Source organism: Shewanella saliphila (assembly GCF_014648295.1).
GTDB classification, from domain to species: Bacteria; Pseudomonadota; Gammaproteobacteria; order Enterobacterales; family Shewanellaceae; genus Shewanella; species Shewanella saliphila.
This window is the reverse complement of record NZ_BMQV01000031.1, coordinates 12,499-34,209: the sequence shown is the minus strand read 5'-3', so window position 1 is coordinate 34,209 and position 21,711 is coordinate 12,499. Positions and strand designations below refer to the sequence as shown.

Sequence of the window (21,711 nt, the reverse complement as noted above, 5' to 3'; positions counted from 1 at the left end):
TATAAGCTATTGTTTATTAATTGATTTTCTTTTATTCAACTGAATTCTACTCGGGCCAAAAGGCCTGTTGTAACCCGCTCGTCGTCCCGGCAATGCTTTTTAGCCGGGATCCAGGTGTTAGCTTTTGTTATTAGGTCGTTTTGTATTCATGGCCTGCAACCACTCACTTCGTGGCGCTTCGCCCAGCGACAAACTGCACATCTTAACTGACTTAAAAATATCAGGTAAGTATCCTGTGTGAGCCATAATCCCAACCTTTATGTTGTGTGTAATGTAAATAAAAGCTGTTGTAATGGCTTTTAGTGTTTTTTTAAGTTGAATCGACTAAAAAGCAAACTAAAGCAGTACGATGAATAATTTGTTTATTTTGTAATCAACTGAAATAAAAGAATTTTTATTTCTTGTAGAATCTTGGACCCACTTTCAATGCGCCAGCCCACTTTTATTTGTCAGTAGAGTTAAATAAAACTGCTTTACAACAATAAGTTAGCAAATGTAGGATGTTATTAATCAATAACTTGAACGGCCGACTTTAAATTTACTTTGCCGTTCAAAAAGCAGTTATGTTTTTCCGAGGCAGTTATGCGTAGAAGCGATATAAAAGAAGAGTTAAAAAACCTAACCTTTGACTTTTTCTATTGGTTTTCAAGGTTTGAGTTTGCGCTAAAAGAAAATCAGCTATTAAAGCGCACTGAGGTTGGCAAGAATGCAGAACCTGGCTGGGATTCTTTTGTTGAAAGGTATTCTGATGAGTTCGTCCATACAGATGAATCGAGTACTTTATTAGAGTTAAATCCATTACGACAGAAGGTGGCAGAGCATTCTCGATTAGAATGGAAACAAGTTGGACTAGAAGATTGCAACTCAGAATTATGCAAAGTTGTAAGGTTATTGAAAACTGTTAGAAATAACCTATTTCATGGTGGCAAGCATGGGGCTGAAGGCTGGGATGAACCAGCAAGATCTGAAAAACTATTGATTGTTGGGAAGCAAATATTAGATCAATTAGCAAAACTTGCTGATTTTGAAGCTGACTATACTCAGCACTATTAAAAATATAATCGGGTAGCCAGATCTATCTAACCTCCAGCCCCACACCAGAAGGTTAGCGGCTTCCTCCGGACCAAACCTCGCGATTAAGCACTTGCCATTCGCTAGTAGTTAACGTTTAATAACAGTATGTTATTTGAACGGTGATCTTCCTACAGAGGACTTTCACCTCATTAGTTCATGCCCATGCAGGGCGTACACAAGTCGTTCAACACGGAAGCGTAAACGGCTGCCATCGTTTTTGCAGAAAAACAAAAGCGCAAAAACATATCAACCTACATGGAGCCGTTATGATTGACGATATAATAAAAAAAGCAACTGGTGGTCTCGATGGTATTGTTGATGACTTATTAAAGTCAGCCAAAGGAAAAGTTCAAGAAAAAATATCTGAAGCATTCGCTATTGGTAAGCTGAAGTCCTTTAAAGATAATGTTGAACGAATAGGACAAGTCAAAACCATATTAAATCCCGATTCAATCGTAAGTTTAAATAATATATTTTTTGATGAAGCTGTACTTTTGGACAGTGAAAAAATTGAATCCTTTAGTCAATTTGGTACTAAACAAGTCCTAGTCGAAGGAGGTCCAGGGCAAGGGAAATCTTTATACCTTAGAAAACTTTGCATCATAGAAGGCGCTGGAAGTAATTTTATACCTATTTTTATCGAATTTAGAAATTTGGGATATAAGAAAAAGCTCAAAGAAGAGTTAATGGAAGCAATCGAAGATCTGGGAGTTAAACTTGATAATTCTCTATTTGACTTTTTGGCTAAGTCCGAAAAAATAGTCCTATTCTTAGATGGTTTTGATGAGGTTCCAAATAACGAAAGAACCCGAATCGCAAGAGAGCTAGAAACAATAGTAAGAACTTATCCTGATTTACGGATTGTAGTGTCATCAAGACCAGATTCTGGTATGGGATCTTCATTTTATTTTTCTAAACGAAAAATAAGCCCTATGTCACTTGATACACAAAAGAAATTTGTAAACTACTTATATAAGTCTGATAAGGAAGCAGAAAGTATTAATACAATCCTTTCAAACAGTGACTTTATCTCTGAAGTTACTACTACAGCTTTATTACTTACCTTATTTACTATTACTTATAATGCAAGACAGTTTAAACCAGACAGCCTTTCTGAATTTTACAGCTTAATTTTCCCAACGATGCTTTATAGACACGATAGAATGAAAATGGGTTTTGAGAGAGAAAGAAAGGCTGGCTTAACCGATTATCAAATGCAACGATTATTTAACTCCTTAAGTTTTTTATCTTTGAACGATAATAACACTCGATTTCCTAGCTATTTATTTCAAGATTATTTACATAATTCGGCAAAATTGGATGGACTCCCAGAAAATCTGGAAGATCGTTTAATTGACGATATAACAAGTATTACTGCACTAATCGTTCGAGATGGTTTTAATGAATTCTCTTTCACTCATAAAAGTATTCAAGAGTATTTTGCTTCAGTATTTATTTCAATGCTTAGTGAAGATCGTAAAATAGGTTTTTACAAACTAGTTATCAATGACTTTAATGAATTTAGAAAATGGCAAAACACTCTATCATTTCTTGAAACTATTGATGAAAGAAATTACACAAAATATTTTCTTATCCCGTATAAGAAAAATGCACTTTGTTTAGATGATAATTCAAGTATTAATATAAATTACCCTTCGTTAATAAAACTAATAGGTAGTGATTCAAAAGTGCGAATAGATGAGTCTGGTAAGCTAAAAAACTTTTATTGGGGAGATACATTGTCTTCTGTTTTATACGTTCGATACTCAGAGTTTGCAAAAGACGCTATAAACTCATATTTACAAGGTAAAGCGTTGATGCTCGCTGAGTTTCTATCTTATTGTGATGAATCTGATTATGTCAACTTTCAAGACTTGGATGGCGACTATGTAATAGTTATTGATAAGTTTTTTAAAGAAAATAAAATACAAAAAGAAGTGACCATGTATCTCTCCCAAAAGTTTGAAAATAGTTCATTTAAAGACGAAGTTTTAAATTTAGAGGCAAATTTGGAAATATCAGACAAAGTAACCGATGCTATTTTACCCTTTTAAAATATTTGCCTAATCTAGTAGCCGGAAGTATCTAACCTCCAACCCACACACCACCCTGAATGCGGCTCCGCACACGGCTGAATGGCCAATGATGCTCCAGGCATCAACATGGCATTCTCTCCGTCCATGGCGGTCAAATTCAGGAGGTAGAGCAACGCAGAAGCATGTTGACGAGGGCGGTTCATTTACTCTCTTTAAAGAAATGACTTAACTTGTGATACCCAAAACACTTCGTGGGGTAAGCCCTCCCACAAGCAACAGCTGCTTAAAAATGGTGGCATGTTTTTGTTGTTTGCTTTGTAATTCATTGAAATATATGGATTTTTATTTATTATGGAATCTCGAATCCCCTTTTAATGCCATCCTCGCTTTTATTTGCCAGAGGAGTTAAATAAAACTGCTTTACAACAATAAGTTAGCAAATGTAGGATGTTATTAATCAATAACTTGAACGGCCGACTTTAAATTTACTTTGCCGTTCAATGAGCTGTTATGCTTTTCCGCAGAACATTAGGATTTTTTAGAAAAGGACTTGAAATACATGAAGCTTATCCAGTTTACAGCGCTTATCTTGGTCGTTGGCATTATCGTAGCAATAATGTCTTACCAGAAAGTTATCTCAAAAATATTGCTACCACAGTATATTGACTGGGCGTATGAAACTGATAAACAAGGTTTGGAGTCAGGGTCACCTTTAAATCCACAAGAATTGTCTTTAGCAAAAAACATAGGAATTCAAAACCCAGAGAAAGTAAGGATTGTGTATGTGGATGAAGTTCCTTTCCCGTACGAAAATTTTGCCCTGAAAACATTAGGTGAAGCACTCGGATTCATTGGTGAAGGTATCATCAACAACGCCCAAGTGTTCGGTTACTCAATTTATGTTCGTAATGGTTATGAATTGAATAGGCCAAAGCTTGCTCATGAATTAGTACATGTACTTCAAATTGAACGAACCAGTCTTGACCACATCATAACTAAGCACTTCTCTGATTTAGCAGAATATGGGTACGACAAAGCGCCTTTAGAGGTCGAAGCGTTTAAAGCGAATAAAGAATATGCGAGTGATTGGTAACCATGCGCTTTAGTAAAAAACTAATCCAGTAGCCGGAGGTATCTAGCCTCCAGTCCCACACCAGAAGGCTAACGGCTTCCTCCTGACCAAACCCGCGATTAAGCCCTTGCCATTCGCTAGTAGTTAACGTTTAATAACAGTATGTTATTCTCTAATTGATAAGAGTAACGGTGACCTTCCTACAGAGGACTTTCACCTCATTAGTTCGTGCCCATGCAGGGCGTACACAAGTAAAGGCATTGGACGCAAAAAACCGCGCCCATGCTTTAAGCGTTATATGCTCAAGGAAGATTATGCGAATCGTTGATTGTTACTCAGAAACATCAGATATTAGTCCTGATATTGCGGTAATCGAAACTGAAGATTCAGGTTTTACTCTTTTAATGTCACGTTCAGGTGATCCATTTGATCACATGAAAGTGTACTTCGATGACGAAGAGATACTCGAAGGTCATCGCGCTAAAGAAATTCTTGAATTAGTTTCTTCGGCAAAAAATGAGCTTGATGAAGAGGCTTCAGCAATATTTACTGGTATTAGAAATGCGATCGAAAAGAGCATATAACACGTTGCTCAAGTTCGTTCGTAAACTCACTGGGTCAATTAACAGTTGGCTTCGCGCAAGTATAGCCAACAGTCAATAGCCCCTTAGCAAAGCGTTATAAGCCATAGGAAGGTATGGAGTTTTTAATTAAGCCTCATGATGGAATTGGGCCCATCAAACTTGGGATGTCTAGGGAGCAAGTTAAAGAACTATTTGTTGTTTTTTTTACTTTGTCCGATGGGGCTAGCGATTTCTATTTTGATAGTTGCTTTCAAATTGAATTTGAAAACGACTTAGTAGATTTTATCGGTGTATCTCAAAACGAACATTACCGACTTATGTTTGGTGGCATCGACGCATTTGATGTTGAAGGCATAACTTTGTTTAATGCAGTTTCCGCTAATGAATCGGAGATTCACGCGTTTAATAAGTCGGAGTATATTTTCCCTGACCAAATAGTTACTCTCTGGGACATGGACGAACAATACGATTATCTTGGCAATCACAAACGTAAAGTTTGGGCACAGGTTGGTATTGGAACTAAATCCTACCTTAAAGTGGTAAATGGCTTATAAACGGCTAGCCGGAGGTATCTAGCCTCCATACCACCCTGCATGCGGCTCCGCACACGACTAAATGACCAATGATGTTCCAGGCATCAACATCGACATGGCATTCCCTCCGGGTAGATCAACGCTGGTGCATGTTGTCGAGAGCGGTTCATTTACTCTCTTTATAGAAGTTACCTAACTCACTTTTGGGTTAGCTATTTATTACAAAAATGAACTGCGATCCATCCATCTTTTAGTGAATATAATCCTGCTTTCTTAACTGTTTATTCGAGCTTGGCATTAATCAGTATTTTTCTGTGTCCCAGGTCCTTTGCTTGTGATACCCAAAACACTTTGTGGAGTATCACAAGCGCTACGACGTTAGTAGCCGCAGGACATAAGTAAAGTAAAACAAACACCTGGATCCCGGCTAAAAAGCATTGCCGGGACGACGAGCGGGTTGCAACAGGCCTTTTGGCCCGAGTAGAATTTAGTTGAATAAGGGGGAAGTAATTAATAAACAATGATTTATGGGCGTTTTTTTGTTTTTGAAAATGAATTTTTATTTCTTTAAAAATGCCTAAATTCAACTCCTAACTTGAGGCCGTTGAAGACTTTTTACAAGTGAATACGTGAGCTGGCCATGGCATTTCACGCACATCCATGTGCTTCAAGGCATTCAGGCATCCTGCCTATCAGAGCCAGCTAGCTTTAGAGGGGAAGGGACGCCCCATCTGAAGCGTTAGCATTTTCGAATAAGTCCGAAGCAGACTACAAACACGGCCCAAAGCTGGATTAAATTTCCGTCGCAACTTTTTCGCTCATCAGAAAATGTTGCCGGAACGCTGAGGGTTTGCAAAGGGGTACAAGCGCTTTACCCCTTTGCTCTGGTGTGGGCGAAGCGCCACGACGTTAGTGGCCGCAGGCCATAAAGAACAAAACACCTGGATCCCGGCTCAAAAACATTGCAGGGAGGACGAGAAAGTAGCTAACAACCAATGTTTTCAGGCGACCGCCTATGCTAATCACATTGTTTACTGATGATGAATTGCGCTCATGTTGCAGGTGAAATAAACCCGTTTTTGTTGATGTGCCAAACCACGTATAAATGACTCATCGCTTAGCAAGCTTATTTAGAGTTGATATTAAGCTGTTACTTAAGCCGTCAGTTTGAAAAAGTGCTGAGCTCTACTGACTTAATAATCAGCGCAATGAGTAACGCATTAATTCGGGTTTGAGAGCAGAAAAATGGGAACCACAACATCATGAATAAACAATTTACCTTTACCGTTAATCGCATTTGTCTTGATGAAAACTATCATCCCTCAGACACAACGCGGATCACCACTAACTTTGCCAATTTAGCCCGTGGAAGCTATCGTCAGGCTAACTTACGTAAAGCATTAACGATGATAGACAATAGTTTTAATGCCTTAGCGCATTGGGATAACCCTAAAGGCGATCGCTATACTGTCGAACTTGAAATCATTTCGGTCAATATCGATATAGCAGGCAGTGGCCAAGCCTTCCCGTCGATTGAAATTTTGAAAACCACCATTGTGGATAGCAAAACCAACAAACGCATTGACGGTATTGTTGGCAATAATTTTTCATCTTATTTACGCGATTACGACTTTAGCGTCTTACTGCCAGAACATAACAAAGACCAAGCGAAATTTAGTATTCCAACTGACTTTGGCGAACTGCATGGCAAGCTATTTAAGTCTTTTGTGAATTCAGATGTTTACAAACAGCACTTTACTAAGCCACCGGTTATCTGCCTCAGCGTGTCGGATAACAAAACCTATCAGCGTACAGAGAATCAACATCCGGTATTAGGGGTTGAATACCTGCCCAATGAGTCGTCGTTAACTGAGCAATATTTCCAAAAAATGGGCTTACAGGTACGCTACTTTATGCCGCCCAATACTGTGGCGCCGTTAGCGTTTTATTTTGTGGGCGATTTACTCAATGACTACAGCCACTTTGAGCTGATAAGCACCATAAGCACCATGGGCACCTTTCAAAAAATCTACCGCCCTGAGATTTATAATGCCAATGCCGTGGCAGGCAAATGCTATCAACCGAACTTAAATAACCTCGATCATTCACTCACTCAGATTGTTTACGATCGCGCCGAACGTAGCCAACTGGCTAGTGAGCAAGGCAAATTTGCAGCGGAGCACTTTATTAAGCCCTACCAAGCAGTGCTTGAGCAATGGACTGCTCATTATGCGTAATCGCTAGGCTTAATAACCCAGGTTAAACGTTAACCCCAATTGATGGCATTAATACTATGAAAACATCGCTTAAAAATACGCTATTACCGACTTCAACGGCTGGCAGTTTGCCTAAACCTTTATGGCTGGCCGAACCTGAAACACTGTGGTCCCCCTGGAAATTACAAGGTGGCGAGTTAGTTGTTGGCAAACAAGATGCGCTGCGATTGTCATTACACGACCAACAGCAAGCAGGCATCAATATTGTTAGCGATGGCGAGCAAACACGGCAACACTTTGTCACTACCTTTATTGAACACCTCAACGGCGTTGATTTTCAAAAACGTAAAACCGTTAAAATTCGTGATCGCTATGATGCTAGCGTCCCTACCGTTGTAGGGCCTGTGAGTCGGCAAAAGTCAGTCTTTGTTGAAGACGCCAAGTTTTTACGCCAACAAACCACACAACCGATTAAATGGGCGCTACCTGGCCCCATGACCATGATAGATACACTTTTTGATGACCATTACAAAAGTCGCGAAAAACTCGCCTGGGAATTTGCCAAAATACTCAATCAAGAAGCCAGAGAGTTAGAGGCGGCGGGCGTGGATATTATCCAATTTGATGAGCCAGCATTTAACGTGTTTTTTGATGAGGTGAATGATTGGGGCATCGCATGTTTAGAACGAGCCATAGAAGGCCTAAAATGCGAAACAGCAGTACATATATGTTATGGCTATGGCATAAAAGCCAATACCGACTGGAAAAAATCCTTAGGATCAGAGTGGCGTCAATATGAACAAGCGTTTCCTAAGCTGCAACAATCGAGTATCGATATCATCTCACTCGAATGCCACAACTCTCATGTGCCAATAGAACTGCTTGAACTCATTCGCGGTAAAAAAGTCATGGTTGGCGCGATTGACGTGGCAAGCAATACCATAGAAACGCCAGAGGAAGTGGCAGACACGTTACGCAAAGCCCTGCAATTTGTTGATGCCGACAAGCTCTACCCTTGCACCAACTGCGGCATGGCGCCGTTAACGCATCAAGTAGCCACAGACAAACTTAAAGCTTTAACTGCCGGAGCTGAAATTGTCAGAAACGAGCTTTTAGCTAAAACACGTTAGCGATACGGTTAACATTTTCGTTAGCCTGTAATCAGATAAGGAATACGCTTATCGTATTGAGAGTCATAGTATGGGCAGATATCGACACGTTAATGATTGCAGGCAATATCTCCCTTGACCTTTTACAACCATCAACACTATCGATTATCCGCCGTGGGCTTTTTTAATAACTTGCGCTGCAAAGTACGGCGATGCATGCCGAGTTGGCGGGCGGTTTCTGATACGTTGCCATTATTATTGGCGAGCACTTGTTGAATGTGCTCCCACTCTAGGCGTTTGGGGTTGAGAGGTTGCTCGGTGATGGCTTCAAATTCATCGGGTTCTGCACTAAAAGTGGTGCTGGATGAATGCAGCGCATTGAGCAGGGTTTGAGTGTCGACAGGTTTGGCAAGGTAGTTATCTGCGCCTAAACGTATCGCCTCTACCGCAGTGGCAATGCTGGCAAAGCCGGTAAGCAGTACCATATACACATGCGGCAATTGCAGCCTTAACGGTTTGATTAACGACAAACCATTACTTTGTGCCAACTTCATGTCGAGTACAATGTGCGTTGGCATAAATTGCCTGGCCATTAGTAAGCTGTCGCTGGCATTGTCACAGGTTTTACATTCAAAACCATGGCGTGCTAAACGCCGAGATAAAATCGCGGCTAACGCGGTATCATCTTCAATTATGAGTAATTTATTCATCTACGTCTCAATGTACCCTTAACGATAACCGTTAAACCTCTGTGTGATCCGCTTTGGCTGCTAATGGTAAAGTCACGATGGCTTCAGTGCCACCCTCTGGATGCGCTTTAAGGTATAACTTACCACCTAAACGCTCAAAACTGGTGTGGCTTAATAATACCGCAATCCCTAAGCCTTTAGGGCTGCTAACCATATTACTGCCTAATGTGGATAATAAATGTGTCGCAATACCCACGCCATAGTCGCGAATAATAATGCTGATCTCTTGAGGCATTATCTGAGTAGATGGCGAACGAGATGACGATTGCGATACGCTGATATTAATGTCGACCTTAGCACCTTGTTGATTGTCTTCACTAGCCTGAGCGCCATTTTGAATGAGCGCCAATAACGCCGGCAGTAAACTCATGTCGGTATGCAAAATGGTGGTTTCTGCTTCAGGGGAAATATGCAGGCTTAATTGTGTTTCGGGCATTAATAAACTGACCTGCTCTGACAACAAGGCCACCAGCTTAGCAACAGATTGTTGCAACAATTTTTGCTCACGAATGGACTCAGTCGCTAAGCGTAAGTCGCTTAAGGTCACTTCACAGCGGTTGAGTGCTTGCTGCATATCTGCCAGTAATTCAGTTTGCTCGGCATCATGGGCTGTGTCTGATATTTCATCCACTAATAAGCGTAACGTTGCCAATGGCGTGGCGAGTTGGTGCGCCATTTGCGCTGATGCGGTACCTAAGGCAAGGATCTTTTCTTGCCTTAATTGCGCTTCACGTAAATAGCGTAACTCAACATTTTTTTGCCGAATACGTTTAGCAATAAAGCCCACGGTAATGGTTAACACTAACGCTGAAATAACAAAATTGAACCACATGCCTAAATAATGCGAGCCCATGTCCATGCTCATATTCATGCTGTGACTCATATTGGGATTGGCAGGCATGCCCATTGCCATTTGGCTCATATCATGGCCCGCATGCATATCCGCTGCTGTGTTAGTTGTATCATCAACGCTGTGATCAGGAATATTGATAATCATCAAACTATAAACCGCAGTCGACAACGCCGTTAACGACCAGGGCGCCCAACGAGGTAAGGTAATTGCAGAAATGGCTATCGGCAGCAGTAGTAATGATACAAACGCATTGGTGGCACCGCCGGTGAAATACAACCAGGTGGCCCAAAATAAGGTGTCCAGCAGTAAGGTTAAAAACAATAAACCATGATTGTCGATACTCAGGCGATGAAATCGATAACTAAATCCCACATAACACGCTTCGATAATCAATACATAACTTAAGGTTGTTGGCGGTGTGGTTAAGCCAAATAAATCAGCCGCAAACACAATAAGGCCTATTTTTAGACCCCAGTTAACCAATCGTAACAGTGCTAATTGTTGTTGATTTGCATTAAAAGGCAGTTTCAGATTTGCCATATTTATTATCCTAACTTATTGACGCAACCCTATAATCTCACAGCAAACAATAATCAACCTAACGACACTTATCAATTGCGTAAATATTACCCGAAAAAATCAATCGATATTGTCGCCGCCCCACAAGCCTACCGTGAAATAAATCGCTAGGTGACTTTTTTATCGCTATATTGTTACGCCACTTCAAATCCAAAGCCTTTAGTGTTATTAATGTATTTTAATTGCATAATAATTCTATTAAGCTGTTTAGCTCAATTCTATTTCAGTCTATTTATTAAGCGGTTACCGATTAAAAAATACTTATTCACTTTTAAGATAATGGACTGACGATATTAACGTCAGGCTGCTTAATACGGCTAATAAAAACCTCAAAAATTGAGATAAACCAAGGGATTTGTTCAATGATTAATGAAATTGTGTCATTCGCTAATAATGTTTTATGGGGCGAATACCAAGTACTGATCTACATATTAGTATTTGCAGGTGTATGGTTTTCATTGAGGTTACGCTTTATTCAACTGCGCCACTTTGCTTACATGTTTAAAGTGATGAAAGGCAGTACCCAGGGCGATAAATCAGGGATCAGTTCTTATCAAGCTTTGTGTACTGGGTTATCAGCCCGGGTAGGTACCGGTAACTTAGCTGGCGTTGCCATGGCGATATCTCTTGGCGGCAGTGGCGCCGTGTTTTGGATGTGGGTGATAGCACTGCTCGGTATGGCTACCGGGTTTGCTGAAAGTATTTTAGGTCAGCTGTATAAAGTCAGAGACGATCATAAAGAATACCGCGGCGGCCCCGCCTACTACATTCGCGCGGGGCTAAATAAGCCTTGGCTTGCCGTGTTGTTCGCGCTGTGTTTATTTTTAGGTTATGGCATTAGTTTTAGTGCCATGCAAGCTAACACCATCACCGATGCCCTTAATCACACCTTTGAGATCTCCAGCGTGTACTCAGGTGCTGTTATCACCTTTATTGCCGGCATTATTGTGATGGGCGGCCTGCGCAGTATCGCCCGCTTTGCGGAATTAATTGTGCCGTTTATGGGACTCGCCTTTATTTTGGCTGCCGTAACGGTCACCTTAATCAATATTCAGCAAGTGCCTGCAGTATTAATGGATATCTTTAACTCGGCCTTTGGCTTAACCGAAGCCGGCGCTGGCGCATTAGGCGCGGCAATAAAAAATGGTATTCAGCGTGGTTTATATTCTAACGAAGCCGGTGCCGGTAGTGTTCCGCATGCTGCGGCAGGTGCAACGCCTGTGCCTAACCATCCGGTTGCGCAAGGTTACGTGCAAATGCTTGGGGTGTTTATTGACACTATGGTGTTGTGTAGCTGTACCGCCATTGTGATTTTACTGGCGCAAGGTAATATCGGCAGCGAAATGGAGGGCATTCGTATTACTCAAAATGCCATGACTCATCACATGGGCATGAGCGGCGATATGTTTGTGGCCATTATTATCACCCTATTCTCTTTTACCTCTGTGGTAGCCAATTACGCCTATGCCGAGAGTAACTTACACCTGTTTAAACTGGATAATATTTATGGCCGTACCAGTTACACCCTGCTGTATTTAGGTATGGTGTATTGGGGTGCAAACGCCAGTTTAAAAGAAGTGTGGAACATGGCCGACATGGCACTGGGTTTAATGACGGTGGTGAATATCAGTGCATTGATGCTGTTAACTCCAACCATTGTTAATTTAACCCGCGACTATCAAGTCAAACTTAAAGCCACCAATAAACCTGAATTCAAACTGGCTGATGTGAAAATTCAAGGTAAAACTGAAGACGGTGTATGGTCGTAATCCTATATAGCCAACTCTCCCTTGTTAATAACGCAAAGTAGAGCAAAAGCACTACTTTGCGTTTTTTAGCGTTATGTAGAGTCAAATAGACATGGGCTATAACCATTTGTGATTAAAAATTAATGTAATACACTGGCCTTACCTCTATGCGATATCGTAAAATGAAGTGATAACAAAAGAGGGGCTCATGGCTAATATTTCAAAATTTGATCGCGACGATGTACTTGAAAAAGCAAAAAATCTATTTTGGCAAAAAGGTTTTTTAGCAACTTCTACGCGTGAAATTCAAACTACCATGGACATGCGACCTGGTAGTATTTATGCCGCATTCGGTAGCAAAGCCGATTTGTTTCATCAAACATTAATTAATTATGCTCAAACATCAGCACGTGTTCTTAATGAGCAATTAGCCCAACATGACCACGCCTGGGATGGGTTAAAGCAGTATCTTCGCGGCTTAATTGTGCCGTGTAGTGCACAAGTACCCAGTGAATTATGTATGGTGATGCGCACGCTTGCAGAGCTTGATGAATCGCATCAAGAAACGCTCGATATCGCAAAAGATTTACTCACCCAAGTTGAAAACCGTTTTGCGAATATTGTTGAGCAAGCGCAACAGCAAGGTGATTTGTCTGCAGAGTTTGATAAACAAAAAATAGCTAAAAAACTCCAGGTTCACATTATTGGCTTACGTTCGTATTTAAAAGCCACTGGCGATACCGACACGGTTAACCAACAGCTTGAAGAGTTTTTTACTCAATTAGAAGCACAATAAAAAAGCGCCTCAGGCGCTTTTTTTTCATCTATAACCACACCTACAGCCTAAAATGCATCAACAAAGCTGACGCTAAATTGACCAATGTCTTTATATTCAATACTGACTTCTGTCGCCATCGGCACTTTGACCACTCCGCAATAGGAACCGGTAATAATCGCCTGCCCTGCACTGAGTTTTATGCCCTTTTGTGCTAAGTAGTTAATCATCCAATACACAGGTAATTGCGGCAGTTCACACGGATGCTTACCGTTAAAAGACTGCTGTTGATTATTTGCAGTTACCACAACATCAACATGGCTTGCTTGATAAGCGACCGACTTAGGAATTTGTGGGCCAATATACACACCCTGGTTACTTAAACCGTCAGCCAATTTTTGCAAATAGCTTGGTTGACTGTCGCGGCTAAAACGATTTTGAATTAACTCTAATGCCATATGTGTCGCGCTAATAGCACTGTCAATTTCTTGATGACTATAGTGTCGATAAGGCTCAATATCCTCACCTAAGATAAAGGCAATTTCTGGCTCTATTAATGCTAAAGCCTGTTCACTTTTGAATGTTGGGATAATGCCACACTGCTGACCACGCTCAGCGGCTTGTAAAATCGGTGCCACAATAAGTTGATCGTTTGCTTGTGGCACAAGGCATTTCCAGCCGGCAATATGACCATTTAACTCAATCATTTTCTGTTGAACAGTGATGGCCTGGTCAATATTTTGTGCAGTAAAAGCGTCAAAATGGGCGTTAGGATTTGCGTGATTTCGTTGCGCAAATAAGTGTTTAGCGAGTTCAGTAAGGTGTGTGTTGTCGGTCACGGCTGCATCATCATAAAATAAAAATCATACATTAACGGGTTTGATTGGCTTTTTCTAGCGCCAAATAAAAACCGTTGGCGGTAAGCCAACGGTTCTAAAATCATTTTAATATTATTAATCTGAATTGAGGTTAAGTTACTTGCGGGTTGCGCGTAACATCCATGCGGTTTTTTCATGTATACGCATACGGTCAGACACTAACGCTGACGTTGACTCATCATCAGCGGCCTGGGCTAACTTAAGCACTTCACGCGAGGTCTTTACCACTTGCTCATGGCCTTTTGTCAGTAAATCAACCATATCAGCTGAAGACGGTACACCTTCAACCTCTTTAATTGAACTCAAACGAGCAAATTCTTTATAAGTACCAGGCGCGGCAACATCAAGGGTCCGAATACGCTCTGCAATATCATCCACTGCGGTGGCAAGCTCAGTGTAATGCTCTTCAAACATAAGATGTAATTCGCGGAAATGAATTCCAGTGACATTCCAGTGGAAGTTGTGAGTTTGCAAATAAAGTGTATATGAATCGGCCAACAAACTTTTTAGGCCTTCTGCGATTTTAAGGCGGTCATCCTTTTTGATACCAATATCAATGTCTGTCATGTTAACTCCTTATTTTGATGAATTAATCAACAAGACAATACAACGCATACTGCAAGCGAAATAGTGATCTCTGTCGCCTTTGGCGCAATATTGTCTAAATCTGCTTATTTATACTTCACTGTGTCGATAATAGATCATCTAAAAATCAAAAAAACTGTTAAATTTACAATTTTTAATCTATTTTTGTGAGATTGTGTGGATTAATGTGTTTGTCGATAATAACTCGACTTGTTTGAGTTCATCGGCAGTTAATGCGCCATAATCTCTTGGATAAGGCCAGCCATAGCCCCACCTAAATTGAGTAGGCAAGTACGGTGTACCACCAACCCTCACCCCAGCTAACATCAATAAGGCAATTTGTGGCTGGCCAACTTTAGCAACACATACTCGCAACGCTTTATCTGAAGCCAGTCGCTCATCAAACGTTCCGCCTTTCCAATAATCAAAGTCATGTTTTTGACAGCAACCAAGCCATAATTCACCCTGTTCAAAGGTGCCATCAGGAAATACACTGCAACCGTCGCTGGTAAACGGCGCTAAAGTATCAGCGCGCGCAAAGTGAATTGGGCACATCAAGACGAGCATAGAAAGTAACAATACACTTAGACGATAATGCATTACGCTTGGCACCTTGCAAGATTAAAAACCCAGTTATGATGCCATAATGGAATCGACATTGCATCGACTCCTATTTCAGTTAATGCTTAAGCTTTTACCAAACCAGCGCTGGTAAGGTTGATAAATATCGTAGGCCCAATTAAACACACCGGTATAAACAAAGAAAAACAATAACACGCCACCTTCCAGCATCAAGGTATCGATAAGGTTTAAACTTAAATACCAGGATACTAATGGCAGGGTTACCACTAACAAGCCGCCTTCAAAACCCGTAGCATGAACGATACGCATTGATAATGTACGATTAATTCGGTCGCTACCCAACAGCTTGTCGAACCAAATGTTGTAGACGTAGTTCCACATCACCGCAAGAAGTGACAAACCAATACTGACCACCAACATATCTGTAGTGCTTTTATCCATTAATACTGCACTCACAGGGACAATGATGGCTGCCGCCAATATCTCAAAAGACACGGCGTGAAATATTCTCTCTTTTGTTTGCATACTAAGCTCAATTATTGGTGACGTTTAGCTAATTATCATCCAATATAAGGATACTTAATAGTTAGATACTATCTGGAAAAGCGATATGTATAGCATTGATCAACTTGAGGCGTTTGTTGCAACAGCTAAAACGGGTTCTTTTTCATCAGCGGCGCGTTCACTTAATAAAGCGCAATCTGTGGTGAGCCAACATGTTATAAACCTTGAAATAGACTGCAATGCAGCGCTATTTGACCGCAGCGGCCGTTATCCTCAATTAACACAGGCAGGAGAAAAGCTTTTATCTCATGCGCAAGTGTTATTAGCGCAACATCAACGGTTACGTTCTTGCGCCCAACATCTCGATAAACCGTTTATTTCTGAGCTCACCATTGGTTTAGATGAAGGCATTCCCTTTCAAAAACTCTCCAGTATGGTTAATCAACTAGAAATCGACTTTCCCAATACTGCACTGGAGTTTTTTACCGCATCGAGCATTGATATTGTCGACTTGATTGACACAGATAGAGCCGTGACAGGAATTATTTTTAGTGAGTTGTCACTGCCTTCTCACATTGATTATGAATCCATTGGTTCGATCAAGTTTGATATTTATGTTGCGAGCGCTCACCCGCTAGCTCAACAACAAGTCAATAATCTGGCCAACCTTAAGTTGCATAGGCAATTGCTAATGCGCTCGCGTAATAACAAATCGAGTGACTTTCAACTCGCCTTAAGCCCAGACATTTGGTACGCAGACAACTATTATGTGCTGCTTGAACTGACATTACAGGGCAATGGTTGGTGTTTACTGCCCAACCATATTGCCAATGAATATGTTAACAATGGTCAACTGGTATTATTGCCCAGCGAGTTTAATGATATGGGCTGGCATGCCAATGTCGATGTGATCCAGCATCACCGATACAGCCTTGAGCCAATGTTTAAGCAATTTAGGCATTCGTTAAGGCAATTGCTGACGCCATAAAAAGTGTGCATAAAAAACACAGGCCGCGATAAGCGGCCTGTGTTTTATCAAATGTAGTACATAACTCATTGGCGGTTAAAAACCAAATTTACCGTTACTGTTTTTCCAGTCAGTTTGAGCAGGAATGGTTTCAACGGTGTCCCAATGTTCCACAATCATGTTATTTTCAACACGGAACAAATCATAAAATGCCACATGTTGTTGCATAAATGTGCCTTCGCTAATCGACAACACAAAGTTACCTTCGCCAAGCACTTTATGATTGGTTTTTACCACCATTGGCATGTCCATTTTAACGAGCTCACCTAAGGCTTTGCCTAGGCCACTTAAGCCGTCGCCAATATTCGGGTTATGCTGAATATAATCGGTATCTTCACTACCAATAAATTGGCCTATTTTGGCCATATCACCTTTAATCAAAATGGTGTTTACAAAATCCGCCACTAAGGATTTATTTTGCTCTGTTTTGTCTAAATCCGTCACTGCTGTTGCACCGTCAAACTGGCTATGACCACTTGGATTTGCAGCGGCGATGGCTTGTAGATTGTCCCAATGCTCCACAATTTTACCGTCTTCAAAGCGGAAAATATCAAAGCCGGCTTTTGGGCCAAAAAAGTTATATTCGGTGTGCGTAACCCCATAGTTACCGTCTTGGAATGCACGCTTAACCTGGGCTTTTGCGCTGCCTTTAGGTAACTGCTGCATTACCGCACCAAAACCGGCTAAGCCATCTGCAACCCCTAAGTTGTGTTGAATGTATTTGTTAGGGTTGATATAGCCAATCGGCGCTGGGTCGCCGGTTTCAATGCTGCTGACTAACTCAACCACTTGTTGCTTGTAATTTGTTTGTGTTGGCTCTGTGGTGGTAGCACAAGCACTCGTTAATACAACACTGCCGAGCAATACGCTGCTAACAAGTGCGCTTGTGACTGATTTGTTTGTTAATTTGTTGCTTGATACGTTATTCATGATTAAGTCCTCTGGTTTCAATGAGGACAGTTTATAAGGCTCGCCAGTTTGTCAGTAGAGTGTAAATGAGCCTTAAAATGGTCAAAGTCGAACCTTTTAAGACAAATGGTGTTTCATAAATTGGCTTGGAGTCAGTTCGGTTTGATTTTTAAAGTATTTAATAAAGTTACTGCTGTCTTCAAAGCCAAAATCATTGGCTAATTGTTGAGTCGTGGTTTTGCTCACCACAAGGCGACGCTTTATTTCAACAATGGTGTAGGCATCTATCATCTGTTTGGCAGTTAAGCCTGTTGCCAGCTTGCAGATTTGATTGAGGGTTTTATAGGTTGTATGGATTTTGCCTGCATACCAATTTGCATCGCGCACCTGTTGTACATGCTGCTGCATTAAACTGAAAAAACGTGCTAGCTTGCTGCTCTGCTCAACAGATAAATTGTCGTGGCTTAATGCAGGACGTAAACGGTGCAATAACAAGGCTAGCGCTGAAAATAAATACATGACAATAAGCGGTTCTGAGGCCGGCGTGTTTATTTCAGTTTGAATTTGATCAATTAAAATATGACTGCGCGCATGATGAGTGCTGTCGAGCTGCAATATAGGGTTATGTTGCTGATTTAAATGTGTAGGCGTGTAGTTAGGTAAGCGCATATTGGCATGCACTTTATCTAAGAAAGCCTGGGTAAACAGTATTACCTTTCCTTGAGGTTGCCCCGAAAAGTCAAAGCTATGCACTTGTTCGCGCTGCACAAAAATCAATGATCCCGGCCCAAAGCGATAATGGTTAAAATCGACCATATGTTCGCCCTCACCTTGCTCAATATAAATCAGCATAAAAAATGACACGCGATGTGGTGCTTGAGGATCATGCTCTATCATAGAGCGAGTATACAAATTAGACAGTTCAATGATCTCAAGTTCTGCCTGATTAGTTTTATCGTGATTAAAACCAATATTAGGAATGGTCATACAACACTCAACATTTCAATTAAACGACGCTTAGTTGGCTTATTTTACGCTTTATCCATTCTCGAAAACATCCCCCAAAAACTGGCAATAAACATAAAACGGCATTTATTATGGACATTTAAATCCATAATCATTGGTTCTATTGACTCTGTTTGCCCTCCGCTATATTTGGATAATGGTGCCATCAACGGCGATAAGCACGACCTGTTGCCTTTATTATTTTTTCATCAGTAAGAGAATCCATTATGAAAGCCATTGCATATCAACAAAACTTACCGGTTAACGATCCATTGTCGCTACAAGATATTCAATTAGACACTCCTGTAGCAACAGGCCACGACATTTTAGTTGAGGTGAAAGCAATATCCGTTAACCCTGCCGACTTTAAAATTCGCCAAGGTATGCCGGCTCCAGAAGGTGAATGGAAAATATTAGGTTTTGACGCGACAGGTATTGTTAAGTCTGTTGGTGACAATGTGAGTTTATTCAAGCCTGGTGACAAAGTGTGGTATGCCGGCGATATTAGCCGTGCAGGCAGCAATGCAGAATATCAGTTAGTGGATGAGCGCATTGTGGGCCATATGCCGAAAACATTGTCTTTTGATGAAGCCGCAGCATTGCCGTTAACTGCCATTACCGCATGGGAGTTATTGTTTGACCGCCTTAACGTGGATAAAGACAATGCCAACAAAAATATTCTAGTGATTGGTGCTGCCGGTGGCGTTGGATCTATTATGGTTCAGCTACTTAAAAAGCTGACCAAGCTGAACATTATTGCCACGGCATCACGCCCAGAAACCGTGTCATGGCTCGAAGATTTAGGCGCTGACCATATTATTAACCATCGCCATAAGCTCAGTGAACAATTAACCGAGCAACAACTGCCACTAGTGGATTATGTGGTGAGTTTAAATAACACTTCTGAGCACATTGAAGAAATTGAAAAAGTGCTTAAGCCTCAAGGTCAATTTGCGTTAATTGATGACCCAGAAACCTTAAACGTAGTGCCATTTAAAATGAAGAGCATTTCAATACACTGGGAGCTGATGTTCACTCGTTCACTGTTTAAAACCGATGACATGCAAGCGCAATATCAACTGCTAAATGATGTTGCGACATTAATTGATAACGGCCAAATCAAGACCACAGTTGGCGAACATTATGGTGTGATTAATGCCGAAAATTTACGTCGTGCCCACCAACGTCTAGAGACCCAACAAGCTAAAGGTAAAATTGTTTTAGCGGGATTTTAAATGACTAACGGGCACTGCCCGTTAACTTTATCGGCAATTATTATATGACTAGGCAGCAAAATATGTTAACTCAACTCATTAAATTTACGGTTAAACCTGAACATCAGCAAAACATGACCAATGTGTTATTGGCCAGCATCGAAGGCACTCGTCAAGAACCCGGTAATATCAATATCGATATTTTTACCGACAAGGCAGACCCAAATGTGTTTTTTGCTTATGAACGCTGGCAAGACGCTGCAGCAATGGAATGTCATCGCCAACAGCCTTATACCCAACATTTGTTAAGTATATTGGGCGACGTATTGGCACAGCCACCACAGATTCATAATTTGCACGATACACAGCCTGCACCGGTTACCGTTAAGCCGGCAAATCCTGAAGACGATATATTTTCAATCTTTTTTATATTTCCGGTTAACGCGGAGTTTCGTCAACCAATATTGGCGCAATTTGAAAACCATATTGAGCATACTCGCCAAGAAGCTGGCTGCTTATTGTTTGATTTGTACACCACCGAAGAAGAGGCCAACACCCTCGTGGTTTACGAGCATTGGCGTAAAGAGTCAGACGTATGGGATATACACTTCAACCAACCTTATGCCAAAACCACCGGAGCATTATTGGCACAAGCCGTTGAAGGCGACTTAAAACAGTATATGCATTTTGTAAAAGCGTTGGCTTAAGGTTTATTTGAGCCGTTATAAAGTTGCTTATAGTTAGGTATGTGCGATAACCAAAATGGCGGTGTGCCAATATACTCTTGCACCGCTTTAATAAATTCGCTAACCAATAATGTTTGTTTGCGATGAGGATACACGGCGTAAATGCCGGTATCCATCGTCGACAAACTATAGTCAGTTAACAACGGCACTAAATTAAATTCCGCAATCGGCTTTTCTAAGTTAAACAAATCAATCACGGTATAGCCCAAACCATCTGCCACCGCGGCAATCATCGAACTGACATCACTGACCTTTAAATTGCCTTGCATCTTATAATTTTTAAACTGCTCGCCATGAGGATGCGTACTTAATCGCATCACATCTATGGACGATTCACCATTACTATAAATCACCGCTGGCAGGGTTATCAGTTGCTCTGGCGTGGTAGGCATACCATAACGCTCGATAAAATCTTTGGAGGCCACTATTGCAAAGTGAGTTTTGGCGATCTTTTTTGCAATTAAATTTGACTCCGCTAAGCGCCCCATTCTAAAAGCCACATCAAAATGGTCGGAAATAATATCGGCTTTACGGTCATCTAAAGACAACGTCACTTTGACGTGAGGATAACGTTTCATAAACTGACTAATCACTGGCTGCAAATAATGTTGACCAAAAAAGATGGACGAGGTTATCCGAATAATCCCTTTAGGTTCAGACTGGTAAGAGTCGGCAATGTTTTGAATATCGTCTAAGGTGTTCAGTAAAATATGTGCTTGGGTGAGAATATCTTCTCCCGCTGAGGTTAACGCAAACGAACGTGTAGAGCGATTAAGCAGCTGCACACCGAGTGTCGACTCGAGCTTTTTAATTTGTTTCGACAATGACGAATTATCCATGTCGTGCAGCAACGCCGCCTTGGCAAACGATCCCTGTTGTACAACATCAACAAATAACCCAAGCTGATTAGTCAAAGACATAATAAATTCCTAA

The 21,711-nt window shown here is 41.1% G+C and carries 21 protein-coding genes; 12 read left to right on the top strand and 9 right to left on the bottom strand.

The features are described from left to right. The first annotated feature begins 582 nt into the window (after nucleotides 1-582). The 7 genes from IEY48_RS14070 to IEY48_RS14040 all read left to right on the top strand — a co-directional run bounded on the left by IEY48_RS14070 (nucleotide 583) and on the right by IEY48_RS14040 (nucleotide 8,645). Nucleotides 583-1,053, top strand: coding sequence for a hypothetical protein (locus tag IEY48_RS14070; RefSeq protein ID WP_188921367.1), 471 nt, complete (start codon nucleotides 583-585; stop codon nucleotides 1,051-1,053). A gap of 287 nt (nucleotides 1,054-1,340) precedes the next feature. Further along, nucleotides 1,341-3,128 (top strand): NACHT domain-containing protein, encoded by a 1,788-nt coding sequence (locus tag IEY48_RS14065; RefSeq protein WP_188921366.1) that lies wholly within the window; start codon nucleotides 1,341-1,343, stop codon nucleotides 3,126-3,128. 541 nt (nucleotides 3,129-3,669) lie between these two features. Next, the gene (locus tag IEY48_RS14060) at nucleotides 3,670-4,203 is read left to right on the top strand and encodes a hypothetical protein (RefSeq protein ID WP_188921364.1); all 534 of its coding nucleotides are present in this window, start codon (nucleotides 3,670-3,672) and stop codon (nucleotides 4,201-4,203) included. Between the two features lie 293 nt (nucleotides 4,204-4,496). Then, nucleotides 4,497-4,766, top strand: coding sequence for a hypothetical protein (locus IEY48_RS14055; RefSeq protein WP_188921362.1), 270 nt, complete (start codon nucleotides 4,497-4,499; stop codon nucleotides 4,764-4,766). Between the two features lie 113 nt (nucleotides 4,767-4,879). Continuing rightward, nucleotides 4,880-5,320, top strand: a complete 441-nt coding sequence (locus tag IEY48_RS14050; protein WP_188921360.1) for a hypothetical protein — start codon at nucleotides 4,880-4,882, stop codon at nucleotides 5,318-5,320. 1,241 nt (nucleotides 5,321-6,561) lie between these two features. After that, on the top strand, nucleotides 6,562-7,536 hold the full coding sequence (locus IEY48_RS14045; RefSeq protein WP_188921358.1) for a DUF1852 domain-containing protein: 975 nt from the start codon (nucleotides 6,562-6,564) through the stop codon (nucleotides 7,534-7,536). A 56-nt stretch (nucleotides 7,537-7,592) separates the two neighbouring features. Beyond that, the gene (locus IEY48_RS14040) at nucleotides 7,593-8,645 is read left to right on the top strand and encodes a methionine synthase (protein ID WP_188921356.1); all 1,053 of its coding nucleotides are present in this window, start codon (nucleotides 7,593-7,595) and stop codon (nucleotides 8,643-8,645) included. 137 nt (nucleotides 8,646-8,782) lie between these two features. On the opposite strand, the gene IEY48_RS14035 is transcribed toward IEY48_RS14040, so the two are convergent. Together IEY48_RS14035 and IEY48_RS14030 are read right to left on the bottom strand one after the other, a co-directional pair. Further along, nucleotides 8,783-9,334 carry a response regulator transcription factor gene (locus tag IEY48_RS14035; RefSeq protein WP_188921354.1) on the bottom strand — a complete coding sequence of 184 codons (552 nt, stop codon included), beginning with the start codon at nucleotides 9,332-9,334 and terminating at the stop codon, nucleotides 8,783-8,785. 31 nt (nucleotides 9,335-9,365) lie between these two features. Further along, nucleotides 9,366-10,766, bottom strand: coding sequence for a sensor histidine kinase (locus IEY48_RS14030; protein WP_188921352.1), 1,401 nt, complete (start codon nucleotides 10,764-10,766; stop codon nucleotides 9,366-9,368). A 401-nt stretch (nucleotides 10,767-11,167) separates the two neighbouring features. Here IEY48_RS14030 and IEY48_RS14025 point away from each other — a divergent pair, with 401 nt between their 5' ends. Then, nucleotides 11,168-12,574 carry an alanine/glycine:cation symporter family protein gene (locus IEY48_RS14025; protein WP_188921350.1) on the top strand — a complete coding sequence of 469 codons (1,407 nt, stop codon included), beginning with the start codon at nucleotides 11,168-11,170 and terminating at the stop codon, nucleotides 12,572-12,574. A 187-nt stretch (nucleotides 12,575-12,761) separates the two neighbouring features. Beyond that, nucleotides 12,762-13,349, top strand: coding sequence for a TetR/AcrR family transcriptional regulator (locus IEY48_RS14020; protein ID WP_188921348.1), 588 nt, complete (start codon nucleotides 12,762-12,764; stop codon nucleotides 13,347-13,349). Between the two features lie 47 nt (nucleotides 13,350-13,396). On the opposite strand, the gene IEY48_RS14015 is transcribed toward IEY48_RS14020, so the two are convergent. The 4 genes from IEY48_RS14015 to IEY48_RS14000 all read right to left on the bottom strand — a co-directional run bounded on the left by IEY48_RS14015 (nucleotide 13,397) and on the right by IEY48_RS14000 (nucleotide 15,898). After that, a complete protein-coding gene (locus IEY48_RS14015) occupies nucleotides 13,397-14,167 on the bottom strand; it encodes a fumarylacetoacetate hydrolase family protein (RefSeq protein ID WP_188921346.1) in 771 nt (256 codons plus the stop codon). Nucleotides 14,168-14,302: 135 nt separating this feature from the next. Further along, entirely contained in the window at nucleotides 14,303-14,773 is a 471-nt protein-coding gene (locus IEY48_RS14010; RefSeq protein ID WP_188921344.1) for a Dps family protein, read from the bottom strand. A 177-nt stretch (nucleotides 14,774-14,950) separates the two neighbouring features. Further along, on the bottom strand, nucleotides 14,951-15,358 hold the full coding sequence (locus IEY48_RS14005; RefSeq protein ID WP_188921398.1) for a phospholipase A2 family protein: 408 nt from the start codon (nucleotides 15,356-15,358) through the stop codon (nucleotides 14,951-14,953). 108 nt (nucleotides 15,359-15,466) lie between these two features. After that, nucleotides 15,467-15,898: a PACE efflux transporter gene (locus IEY48_RS14000; protein WP_188921342.1), complete on the bottom strand. Its 432-nt coding sequence runs from the start codon at nucleotides 15,896-15,898 to the stop codon at nucleotides 15,467-15,469. An 85-nt stretch (nucleotides 15,899-15,983) separates the two neighbouring features. Here IEY48_RS14000 and IEY48_RS13995 point away from each other — a divergent pair, with 85 nt between their 5' ends. Continuing rightward, nucleotides 15,984-16,865: a LysR family transcriptional regulator gene (locus IEY48_RS13995; RefSeq protein ID WP_188921340.1), complete on the top strand. Its 882-nt coding sequence runs from the start codon at nucleotides 15,984-15,986 to the stop codon at nucleotides 16,863-16,865. A gap of 75 nt (nucleotides 16,866-16,940) precedes the next feature. Here the strand turns inward: IEY48_RS13995 and IEY48_RS13990 are convergent, their stop codons facing one another. Together IEY48_RS13990 and IEY48_RS13985 are read right to left on the bottom strand one after the other, a co-directional pair. Beyond that, nucleotides 16,941-17,834: a nuclear transport factor 2 family protein gene (locus tag IEY48_RS13990; protein WP_188921338.1), complete on the bottom strand. Its 894-nt coding sequence runs from the start codon at nucleotides 17,832-17,834 to the stop codon at nucleotides 16,941-16,943. Between the two features lie 96 nt (nucleotides 17,835-17,930). Then, on the bottom strand, nucleotides 17,931-18,800 hold the full coding sequence (locus IEY48_RS13985) for an AraC family transcriptional regulator (RefSeq protein ID WP_188921336.1): 870 nt from the start codon (nucleotides 18,798-18,800) through the stop codon (nucleotides 17,931-17,933). A 245-nt stretch (nucleotides 18,801-19,045) separates the two neighbouring features. On the opposite strand from IEY48_RS13985, the gene IEY48_RS13980 reads away from it, so the two are divergent. Together IEY48_RS13980 and IEY48_RS13975 are read left to right on the top strand one after the other, a co-directional pair. Then, nucleotides 19,046-20,053: a zinc-binding alcohol dehydrogenase family protein gene (locus IEY48_RS13980; protein WP_188921335.1), complete on the top strand. Its 1,008-nt coding sequence runs from the start codon at nucleotides 19,046-19,048 to the stop codon at nucleotides 20,051-20,053. Between the two features lie 62 nt (nucleotides 20,054-20,115). Then, nucleotides 20,116-20,739 (top strand): putative quinol monooxygenase, encoded by a 624-nt coding sequence (locus IEY48_RS13975; protein WP_188921333.1) that lies wholly within the window; start codon nucleotides 20,116-20,118, stop codon nucleotides 20,737-20,739. On the opposite strand, the gene IEY48_RS13970 is transcribed toward IEY48_RS13975, so the two are convergent. Next, nucleotides 20,736-21,698: a LysR family transcriptional regulator gene (locus IEY48_RS13970; RefSeq protein WP_188921331.1), complete on the bottom strand. Its 963-nt coding sequence runs from the start codon at nucleotides 21,696-21,698 to the stop codon at nucleotides 20,736-20,738. The two genes, IEY48_RS13975 and IEY48_RS13970, sit on opposite strands and share 4 nt — an antisense overlap. Nucleotides 21,699-21,711: the final 13 nt, after the last annotated feature.

Bases quoted from the DNA above. Each gene is read 5' to 3' on its own strand.
- IEY48_RS14070 (WP_188921367.1), top strand. From the start codon at position 583: ATGCGTAGAAGCGATATAAAAGAAGAGTTAAAAAACCTAACCTTTGAC.
- IEY48_RS14065 (WP_188921366.1), top strand. From the start codon at position 1,341: ATGATTGACGATATAATAAAAAAAGCAACTGGTGGTCTCGATGGTATT.
- IEY48_RS14060 (WP_188921364.1), top strand. From the start codon at position 3,670: ATGAAGCTTATCCAGTTTACAGCGCTTATCTTGGTCGTTGGCATTATC.
- IEY48_RS14055 (WP_188921362.1), top strand. From the start codon at position 4,497: ATGCGAATCGTTGATTGTTACTCAGAAACATCAGATATTAGTCCTGAT.
- IEY48_RS14050 (WP_188921360.1), top strand. From the start codon at position 4,880: ATGGAGTTTTTAATTAAGCCTCATGATGGAATTGGGCCCATCAAACTT.
- IEY48_RS14045 (WP_188921358.1), top strand. From the start codon at position 6,562: ATGAATAAACAATTTACCTTTACCGTTAATCGCATTTGTCTTGATGAA.
- IEY48_RS14040 (WP_188921356.1), top strand. From the start codon at position 7,593: ATGAAAACATCGCTTAAAAATACGCTATTACCGACTTCAACGGCTGGC.
- IEY48_RS14035 (WP_188921354.1), bottom strand. From the start codon at position 9,334: ATGAATAAATTACTCATAATTGAAGATGATACCGCGTTAGCCGCGATT.
- IEY48_RS14030 (WP_188921352.1), bottom strand. From the start codon at position 10,766: ATGGCAAATCTGAAACTGCCTTTTAATGCAAATCAACAACAATTAGCA.
- IEY48_RS14025 (WP_188921350.1), top strand. From the start codon at position 11,168: ATGATTAATGAAATTGTGTCATTCGCTAATAATGTTTTATGGGGCGAA.
- IEY48_RS14020 (WP_188921348.1), top strand. From the start codon at position 12,762: ATGGCTAATATTTCAAAATTTGATCGCGACGATGTACTTGAAAAAGCA.
- IEY48_RS14010 (WP_188921344.1), bottom strand. From the start codon at position 14,773: ATGACAGACATTGATATTGGTATCAAAAAGGATGACCGCCTTAAAATC.
- IEY48_RS14005 (WP_188921398.1), bottom strand. From the start codon at position 15,358: ATGCTCGTCTTGATGTGCCCAATTCACTTTGCGCGCGCTGATACTTTA.
- IEY48_RS14000 (WP_188921342.1), bottom strand. From the start codon at position 15,898: ATGCAAACAAAAGAGAGAATATTTCACGCCGTGTCTTTTGAGATATTG.
- IEY48_RS13995 (WP_188921340.1), top strand. From the start codon at position 15,984: ATGTATAGCATTGATCAACTTGAGGCGTTTGTTGCAACAGCTAAAACG.
- IEY48_RS13990 (WP_188921338.1), bottom strand. From the start codon at position 17,834: ATGAATAACGTATCAAGCAACAAATTAACAAACAAATCAGTCACAAGC.
- IEY48_RS13985 (WP_188921336.1), bottom strand. From the start codon at position 18,800: ATGACCATTCCTAATATTGGTTTTAATCACGATAAAACTAATCAGGCA.
- IEY48_RS13980 (WP_188921335.1), top strand. From the start codon at position 19,046: ATGAAAGCCATTGCATATCAACAAAACTTACCGGTTAACGATCCATTG.
- IEY48_RS13975 (WP_188921333.1), top strand. From the start codon at position 20,116: ATGTTAACTCAACTCATTAAATTTACGGTTAAACCTGAACATCAGCAA.
- IEY48_RS13970 (WP_188921331.1), bottom strand. From the start codon at position 21,698: ATGTCTTTGACTAATCAGCTTGGGTTATTTGTTGATGTTGTACAACAG.